Consider the following 5,169-nt stretch of genomic DNA (forward strand, 5'->3'; position numbering starts at 1 on the left):
ATACAGGAGGTGAATCGGCTGATCAAGCAATTCAACTCCGCCAAGAAGATGATGAAGAAGATGAGCAGCCTCGGTCTTAATGGCAAGGGAGCTCCCTCTATGGCTCAGATGCGACAGCAGATGAGAGGAGGCAGATGAGATAATCACTTTTTACCAAACAGATACACCAAGTTATGGAAACACCCTACACACTGCTCGATGGCAAGGAGATCAATCGGCAGATGAGAGAAGAAATCAAGACGGAGGTGGAGAGGATGGTCGCCAACGGACACAAGTCTCCCCGACTGATCGCCGTACTGGTCGGCCACGATGGTGGCAGCGAGACCTACGTGCACAATAAGATGATCACCTGCGAAGCGTGCGGAATCCGCAGCGAGACCCTCCGCTTCGAGGCGGATATCACGGAGGAAGAGCTGCTCAAGGAGGTCGCAAAGCTCAATGCGGATGACGACCTCGACGGCTTCATCGTCCAGCTGCCCCTGCCTAAGCACATCGATGCGCAGAAGGTGATCGAGGCGATCGATCCGAGGAAGGACGTGGATGGCTTCCACCCGACCAACGTCGGCAAGCTCTCCATCGGACTGCCGGGCTTTGTCTCTGCGACTCCCTTCGGCATTTGCGAGCTGCTGAGGCGGTACAACATCAGCACCGACGGCAAGCATGTCGTGGTGCTGGGGCGGAGCGATATCGTCGGCAAGCCTGTGGCACAGCTGCTGCTCCATAAGGACAATCCCGGCAATGCAACCGTCACAGTCTGCCACAGCCACACGAAGGACATCGCCTTCTACACCCGTCACGCCGATGTGATCATCGCCGCCCTTGGTCAGCCCCACTTCGTCAAGGCTGATATGGTGAAGGAGGGCGCCGTCGTGATCGACGTAGGCACCACCCGGGTACCGGACGCCTCTAGAGCGAAGGGCTTCCGTCTCTGCGGGGACGTGGACTTCGACAACGTCGCACCGAAGTGCTCTTACATCACCCCCGTGCCGGGCGGCGTGGGACCGATGACGATCATCGCACTCCTCCACAATACCCTCCTCGCCGCTCGACGCAATAGGGGTCTCGAGAAGTAGGCTCGGACCACTCACTTGGGAGAAGTAACGCTCTCAATGCACACATAGGAGAAGGGGGATGACCGAGGACACTCGGGAGACTGTCCCATCTGCCGTCGGTCATCTCCTCCTTAATGCAAGCTGACTCATCTGATAGGTATGAAGAAGGTACATCGCACCACCGCCCTATGGACGTTCGTCGCCATCCTTGCCACGGCGGCGATCCTGTCACTGTGCTACCCTGGAGGGCAGTCACACTTCAAGTACAAGTATGCTGTCAATCAGCCCTGGCGCTACCAAGATGTGCTGATTGCGCCGTACGACTTCGAGGTGCGGAAGAGTCCTGAGGCAGTACAGCAGGAGCAGGCCTACATAGAGGCGCACAAGGATCTCTACTTCTCCTACAATAAGGAGGTGTACGGTCAGCAGAAGAATCAGCTCCTCGAGGCCTATCACGATGCCAAGCTGCCCCGGGTGATCCTAGAGCACAGCAACTACGTCGCCTATCTGCTGAGGGAACTGGAGCACTTCTACGACCTCGGCATGATCGACCCGACGGAGATGGAGCAGCTCACAGACTCTGCCCAGGTCTTTGTGATCGGCAAGGACAATGTGGCACGTGAGCGTATGCTCTCGGACCTGATCACAACGGCGGAGGCGTACGACTCGATCATAGCGCAGGCGCCCAAGGGTCTCGACAGTCTCACACTGCGCCAGGCAGACCTTATGGCACTACTGGTACCCAACGTTACTTACGACACGGACCAGACGAGCCGTATGGCAGACGCCCGCATCGCATCGATCAACGAGGTGCTGGGGGTGGTCTTCAAGGGGACCAAGATCGTCGGTCTCGGCGAGATGGTCACACCGGAGATCTATCAGCAGCTCAAGGGGTACGAGGCGGCTTACAATAAGTACGCCCGTAGTACGTCAGACTTGGTCATCATCCGGCTGGGGCTGCTGGCGCTGATCGCCGGCACGTTGCTTGGGCTTTACTTCTACCTCCGCATCGCCCGTCCCGACCTGATGAGTGAGCGACGCAATAGACTCTTCCTGCTCCTACAGGTGCTTCTCCTCCCCGCCGCCTCCTATCTGCTCGCTCCGATCTCTCCGATGGTGGTCTACGTCATCCCTTACTGTATGGTGCTGATCCTGACGCGTGTGGTGATGGACTCGAGGACGGCACTTGTGACCTACATCACCACGGTGCTTCTCAGCACTCTGGTGGTGCCTGATGCCGCGCTCTTCCTCCTGCTTCAGGTGATCAGCGGAGCGGTGGTACTGGCGACACTGTCTGATATTTCTCAGAGGCGTGACCTGATCTTCTCATCTGTGTGGGTGCCGCTCGTCCAGATCGCCGTCTACACCGCCTATACACTCGCTATGGAGGGGACGCTGGCGGGCTTTGACATTAATCTGGTGTGGTACTTTGCGATCGGCTTTATTTTTCTGATGTTCTCTTACCCGCTTCTGTATATAGTAGAGAAGGTATTTGGCTACATCACGCCGATCAGCCTCGTGGAGCTGGGCGACATCAGCAAGCCGCTACTCAAGAGGGAGAGCGAGGTGGCACCTGGGACCTTTCAGCACGTGCTTAATGTCTCGATCCTCAGTACTGCTGCGATCTCCAAGATCGGCGGCAACGTCCAGCTGACCCGCACCGGCGCCCTCTACCACGACATCGGGAAGATGAAGAATCCGATCTACTTCACGGAGAACCAAGGTGGAGAGAATAATCCTCACTTCAAGCTTCGACCAGAGGAGAGTGCCAAGATCATCATCAGTCACGTCACCGATGGCGTGGAGATGGCGAGGAATGCGAAGCTCCCTGAGCAGATCATCGACTTCATCCGCACCCATCACGGTCTCGGGATGACGAAGTACTTCTACATCCAGTACTGCAATGAGCACCCGGGTGAGGTGGTGGACGAGAGTATGTTCCGCTACCCGGGACCCAACCCCTGGACACGCGAGCAGGGCGTGATGATGCTAGCGGACCAGGTGGAGGCGTCATCGCGCAGCCTCAAGGAGATGAATGAGGAGATCCTCACAAATCACATCGACAAGATCGTCGACGGCATCGTCAGCGGCGGATACCTGCGGAATACCCCGCTGACGCTAAAGGACATCGAGATGATCAAGCAGGTCTTCCTCGATAAGCTCCGGACGATGAACCACTCTCGGATCAAGTATCCGGAGCTGAATAAGGAGGCTAAGGCTGCTCAAACCAAGTGAGCTCCACTCTCCCTTGAAGATCAGTCCTGACATACCCGAGGAGGAGCTGGTAGAGCTCGCGAAACAGTCGGAGACCCAGGAGGAGGCCTTCCGGCTGATCGTTGACCGCTACTCGCCGATGCTCTACGCCGTGATCCGTCGTGTGCTCATCAGCCACGATGACACCAATGATGCACTCCAGAATACGCTGATCAAGGTGTGGAAAAACCTTGGTCGCTTCGAAGGCCAGTCCAAGCTCTCCACCTGGATGTACACCATTGCACTCAATGAAGCACGCTCGCTTCTGCGACGAAACCGCCCGGAGCGTCAGTTGCCGATGGAGACCGACACCTACAGCCTCGCAGAGACGCTGACGAGCGACCCCTACTTCGACGGCGATGAGGCTGAGATCCAGTTAATGGAGGCGATAGAGAAACTCCCCGAGAAGCAGAGGACAACCTTTGAGCTACGGTACTTCGAGGAACTGCCCTATGCCGAGATCTCGGAGATCACCGGCACCAGTGTCGGGGCGCTTAAGGCAAATTATCACCACGCCACTCAGAAGCTGTATAAGTATCTGGGTGTGGTGGAGGATGAGGATTAAACTTTTGCCTCCACAGAGGATCTCACAGATGTACTGGGTTACTAGGAGATATCATTATAAACGTCTTTCAGATAAGTATGAGTATTAAGAAGACTCCACTGAGGAGCCGAAATATTATTAAGTCCAATGATCCCGCAAGGCATTTCTCCGTCCCGGACGGATACTTCGAGGGGCTAGCGGATCGTGTGAAGCAACGGATCGAGACGATAGAGCGAGTGGAGGAGCGACTGAGTCGCCGAGACAGGAGCGATAGACGGAGATCTCGCAAGCGCCTCTACATAGCCGTTGCCTCAGTGGTGGTCGTGCTACTCGCCATCCCTCTGGTCTACACCACTGGGATTATGACGATCCAGGACGAGGATACGACACTCTCGGGACGTAATGATGACCTGGAGCGCTACGAGCAGTACAGCGACCAGGACTACGAGGACTACCTCACGGAGGACTTGGCTGACGACTATTACCTCCATATCACTTATGGTAGTCTCTGACCTCACAGCTTAAGGACATTACCCCTATGAATAGACTGATACTCACACTTCTACTTCTCTCCGTCCTCCTCTCCTTGCCGCACGTGAAGGCCCACGGCAGCGGTTTGGCACAACTTGTACCCGAGCCGGTAGCAGTCGGCACCAGATCCTCAGGCACACCCAAGGCGGATCAGATACGGAAGGAGTGCGTTGCATACGTGGTCCAGACCTGTCAGCTCAGTGCGGACGAGGAGAGGGCTCTGGACACCGAGCTGGCACGCTACGACCGTAAGAAGATGATCCTCTGGAAGGAGCGGGCTGAGCTACTGGATCTACTCGATGATGAAGACCTGAGCGACTACAAGTATGGAAAAACGCTAGAGAGGGTGCTTAATCTGGACATCGAGCTGAAGAAGTGTCGCCTCCGACTCTATCTCTCCCTGAAGCCGTACTTCCAGAATAAGAAGCTCGGCGAGATCTACATCGCTATCAAGGACTTCAAGCAAGACTTCTCCACGAGACAAGGGGAGCTATAATCTTCGCACACCACTGAGCCCAGCCCGGCAGCCGGTTTACTCCGATGCTGCCGGGCTGAACTTTTTCCACACAGCTAATCAGTAAAATGAGTACCTTTGTTCTCGCCTGATCGGTGACCTCATCATTAGTCAAGAGTAGGCATTATACCTGAGACAACCCATTTGTGAAAGCTAAGAGAAGAGAGAAAAAGAGAGTGATCGCCCCCGGCATCACCATCGAGAAGATGGCGGCTGAGGGGAAGTGTATCGGACACTTAGAGGACGGACGTGTGGTCTTTGTGCCATACAGCGCT

At 55.9% G+C, this 5,169-nt stretch carries 5 protein-coding genes; all 5 read left to right on the top strand.

All coding sequences use genetic code 11. The features are described 5' to 3' along the window. The first annotated feature begins 173 nt into the window (after positions 1–173). The 5 genes from Q0F21_RS05145 (at position 174) to Q0F21_RS05165 (ending at position 4,876) form a co-directional block, all read left to right on the top strand. Entirely contained in the window at positions 174–1,073 is a 900-nt protein-coding gene (locus tag Q0F21_RS05145; RefSeq protein ID WP_297238014.1) for a tetrahydrofolate dehydrogenase/cyclohydrolase catalytic domain-containing protein, read from the top strand. Positions 1,074–1,211: 138 nt separating this feature from the next. Beyond that, positions 1,212–3,287 carry an HDIG domain-containing metalloprotein gene (locus tag Q0F21_RS05150; RefSeq protein ID WP_297238016.1) on the top strand — a complete coding sequence of 692 codons (2,076 nt, stop codon included), beginning with the start codon at positions 1,212–1,214 and terminating at the stop codon, positions 3,285–3,287. Between the two features lie 13 nt (positions 3,288–3,300). Beyond that, entirely contained in the window at positions 3,301–3,870 is a 570-nt protein-coding gene (locus tag Q0F21_RS05155) for an RNA polymerase sigma factor (RefSeq protein WP_297238018.1), read from the top strand. 77 nt (positions 3,871–3,947) lie between these two features. After that, positions 3,948–4,361 carry a hypothetical protein gene (locus Q0F21_RS05160; RefSeq protein ID WP_297238020.1) on the top strand — a complete coding sequence of 138 codons (414 nt, stop codon included), beginning with the start codon at positions 3,948–3,950 and terminating at the stop codon, positions 4,359–4,361. Between the two features lie 26 nt (positions 4,362–4,387). Then, entirely contained in the window at positions 4,388–4,876 is a 489-nt protein-coding gene (locus Q0F21_RS05165; RefSeq protein WP_297238022.1) for a hypothetical protein, read from the top strand. Positions 4,877–5,169 lie beyond the last annotated feature (293 nt).

Origin of the sequence: uncultured Porphyromonas sp., assembly GCF_934359325.1 — a bacterium.
Lineage (GTDB): Bacteria > Bacteroidota > Bacteroidia > Bacteroidales > Porphyromonadaceae > Porphyromonas_A.